Source organism: Candidatus Accumulibacter aalborgensis, assembly GCF_900089955.1.
GTDB classification, from domain to species: domain Bacteria; phylum Pseudomonadota; class Gammaproteobacteria; order Burkholderiales; family Rhodocyclaceae; genus Accumulibacter; species Accumulibacter aalborgensis.
The window spans coordinates 1-3,389 of the sequence record NZ_FLQX01000026.1 but is presented as its reverse complement, the minus strand read 5'-3'; the positions used below and the strand labels follow the sequence as shown (position 1 = coordinate 3,389).

Below are 3,389 nucleotides of genomic sequence, written 5' to 3'. Positions count from 1 at the left end.
GCTCCCCATGCCCCCACACTTTGATCTGCCTACGATCTTGCGTGGCCAAAAAGATCCACACCCTACTCGGATGCCGCAGTCGGTCGCGCCCTGTCGATGGCCCCTGCTCATCTGACCCAGGCCCGCGACGATCTTGTCCAGGTGGGACTGATCGCTTATCAACGCCCGCTCTATCAGGTCCTGGCGCTGGATGCGCCACGGCGGGTCGAAGCGCGCGCATTCGCGGCAGACGAGATCGCTCTGCGCATCGGCGCGCTGCGTGCCGTCCTCGGACGCACGCCATGATCGATTACGAGATGTATTGCAAGATCAAGGATTGCCACGATCGGCAGCAGCTGACTATCGCCCAGACCGCTCGCACCCTCAATTTGCATGCCGAGACGGTGGCGAAGTGGGTGGGCTGCGCGCAGTTCCATCCCCGGCAGCCCGTACCGCGCAGCAGTCAGCTCGATCCGTTCAAGGACCAAATCGTTCGCCTGCTGGAAACCCATCCATACAGTGCGCAACAGATCTATCAGCGTCTGCGCGAGGACGGCTTCGCCGGCGGCTACACGATCGTCAAGAGCTATGTGCGCAAGGTCCGGCCGGCGCGCCGGCAGGCGTTCCTCAAGCTCTCCTTTGCTCCCGGAGAAGCTGCCCAGCTGGACTGGGGAGAATACGGAACGATCAGCGTCGGTTCGACGCGCCGACGCCTGTCCTTCTTCGTCATGGTGCTGTGCCATAGCCGCCTGATGTACGTCGAATTCACCGTCTCGCAAACCATGGAGCACTTTCTCGCGGCCCACGAGCACGCGTTCGCTGCCTTCCAGGGGTGTCCGGGTCGCTTGATGATCGACAATCTGAAGTCGGCGGTGCTTCGCCGCGTCGTCGGTGAAGCCCCGATGTTCAATCCCCGCTATGTCGATTTCGCTCGGCATTGGGGGTTCGGGATCTCGGCGTGCAACGTGGCCAAGGGGAACGAAAAAGGGCGCTTCGAAAACGGCGTGGGCTATGTCAAGAAAAATTTCCTGAACGGTTTGGATTTACTCGACTTCAGCGCGGTGAATCCGGCTGCCGCGCTGTGGCTGGAGAGCATCGCCAATGTGCGCATCCATGGTGAAACGCATCAACGGCCCGTGGATCGTTTCAAGGAAGAGCAAGCGCTGCTGCATCCCCTCAACCCCATGCCTTATGACATCGGTCGCATCCAGAGCCAGCGCGCCTCGAAACAGTTCCGTGTCGCGCTCGATACCAACCACTATTCAGTGCCGGCCGAATTGGCCAGTCAGCGGGTGACGCTGAAAGCTTACCCGGATCGGGTGTGCATTTACCACCAGGATAAACTCGTCGCTCGTCATGTTCGCAGCTACGATCGGCGTCAGGATATCGAGGACCCCGATCATCCGAAGGAGTTGCTCGCCCAGCGCCGCAACGCCCGTGAGCAGCGCTTGCTCATGCAGTTCCTGGGTCTGTCGCGGCACGCACAGGCCTATCTCGAAGGCATCGAGCAACGTCGCATGAACCCGCGCCATCACCTTTGGAAGATCATCGCTCTCGGCGAAATCTACGGCGTCGAGGCACTCGATCGAGCGATCCAGGACGGCATTGAATTCGCCGCCTACAGCTGCGAGTACATCGCCAACATCCTGGAGATGCGGGCCCGCGAGACCCCGGCGCACGGAGCGCTGTATCTGACCCGCCGCCAGGACCTCCTGGACATCGAGATCCCCGCTCCCGATCTCTCCCCCTACGACAGGCATGGCGATGGGCATTGACAGACGGGTTGCATCCCCTGAGCAGATCAGCACCGATGCGCTACGCGCTCAGTTGGAGTTCCTCAAATTGTCTTATCTGCTCGAACGCTTCGAACCCCTGGCCCAGGAAGCGGGAGTCGAGCAGTGGTCGCATGTCGACTATCTGGCGCGACTGATCGAAGGCGAGGCGCATGCCCGCGAAGACCGCAGTATCCAGCGACGGGTAGCGCTCGCCCGCTTTCCGGTGCTCAAGACCCTCGATCAGTTCGAGTGGAACTGGCCGACCAAAATCAACCGACCCCAGATTCAGAATCTCTTCCGATTGCGCTTCATCGAGGACAAGGGCAACGTCATCTTCATTGCCAACGTCGGTCTGGGAAAAAGCCATCTCAGTATCGCGCTGGCCCACACCGCCTGTTTGCGCGGCTACCCGGTGCTGTTTACCACCGCCGTCGATATCATCAACACGCTTTCCGCCGCCCAGGCGCAGGGCAATCTCAAGCGCGAACTACGCAAGTATCTGCAGCCGAAACTGCTCGTGGTCGACGAACTCGGCTATCTTCCCATCGACAAGCATGGGGCCGATCTGCTCTTCCAGATCATCAGCGAACGCTATGAGCACGGCGCCCTGATCATCACGACCAACCGCGCCTACAAGCACTGGCCGGAGATCTTCAACCACGACAGCACCCTGACCTCGGCACTCCTGGATCGGCTCCTCCATCATGCAGAAACCGTTGTCATTGAGGGCAAGAGCTATCGCATGAAAGAGCAGATCGAGGCATGAGCGGCGCCTACCCAGATCGTCGTGACGGTCACGAAACCGGGATCAGCGGATGACCGACCCCCTGGTGACCGTCACGAAACCCGGCCGACCTCTCCAGGGTAAGCGACCGATGACCGGTAGCGAGCGCAAACGAGCCCAGCGGATGCGCGACAGAAGAACGGTCATAGACGCCATCGGCAATGAGATGAACGCGCCACTCCGGGCGCTGCTAGACCTGCTCGGGCGGGTGGAGGCATCCGAACCCGCTCGCCATTCTGCACGACGGGCATGGCTGGCTTTCGGCCAGAGGTACGGATTCGTGACCATCACGCCACAAGGCGATTTAATCGAGAACCAGGCAGCCAAGCCTCACCATGAAGGCTGATAACTGACGGCGGGCTCCGTCTATCGCACCCCGGAAAAATACCGGGCCTCTGCTGATCGACAGCTGCTGGCTACGAGTCCAAAGCACTCCCTTCAGCGCTCTCCCGGCACCATGCCTACGCAAGTCGCGACCGCCATATTCAGCTCCGCCAGGCCGAAACCGTCATCATCAAAGACCAAACTACCGCCTCAAAAACCTGATTGGACCCGCTTCACCCAGTCTCTACCATCACGAATTTCAAACCGCCCAATTTGACCGGAATTCACGCCGCCGCTCACACGAGCGTCACATCACCGGTCTTGAGGACGTCAACGCGCGCCTGTGGGCATGGCTGGAACAGGTCTATCACCGCCGCCCGCATGAGGGTCTGAACGGGATCACGCCATTGGCCCGTTATCAGCAGGATTTGTCGAAGATTCGCCCGCTCGGCCTGCTGGCCGCAAAGCTCGATGCCTTGTTCCACCATCGCGTCAGCCGCCGGGTCCGCAAGGACGGCACGGTGTCG

The 3,389-nt window shown here is 60.7% G+C and carries 4 protein-coding genes and 1 pseudogene; all 5 read left to right on the top strand.

Annotated elements, in window-relative coordinates; genetic code table 11:
• Window positions 1-96: 96 nt before the first annotated feature.
• Window positions 97-285 carry a hypothetical protein gene (locus ACCAA_RS02865; protein WP_186405747.1) on the top strand — a complete coding sequence of 63 codons (189 nt, stop codon included), beginning with the start codon at window positions 97-99 and terminating at the stop codon, window positions 283-285.
• Window positions 282-1,754, top strand: a complete 1,473-nt coding sequence (gene istA, locus ACCAA_RS02860) for an IS21 family transposase (protein WP_186405746.1) — start codon at window positions 282-284, stop codon at window positions 1,752-1,754. Before ACCAA_RS02865 ends, istA begins: the two co-directional genes overlap by 4 nt.
• On the top strand, window positions 1,744-2,520 hold the full coding sequence (gene istB, locus ACCAA_RS02855; RefSeq protein WP_186405745.1) for an IS21-like element helper ATPase IstB: 777 nt from the start codon (window positions 1,744-1,746) through the stop codon (window positions 2,518-2,520). Before istA ends, istB begins: the two co-directional genes overlap by 11 nt.
• A gap of 49 nt (window positions 2,521-2,569) precedes the next feature.
• On the top strand, window positions 2,570-2,884 hold the full coding sequence (locus tag ACCAA_RS02850) for a hypothetical protein (protein WP_186405744.1): 315 nt from the start codon (window positions 2,570-2,572) through the stop codon (window positions 2,882-2,884).
• Window positions 2,885-3,167: 283 nt separating this feature from the next.
• Window positions 3,168-3,389: pseudogene (locus ACCAA_RS21865) on the top strand (DDE-type integrase/transposase/recombinase); the annotation flags it as partial.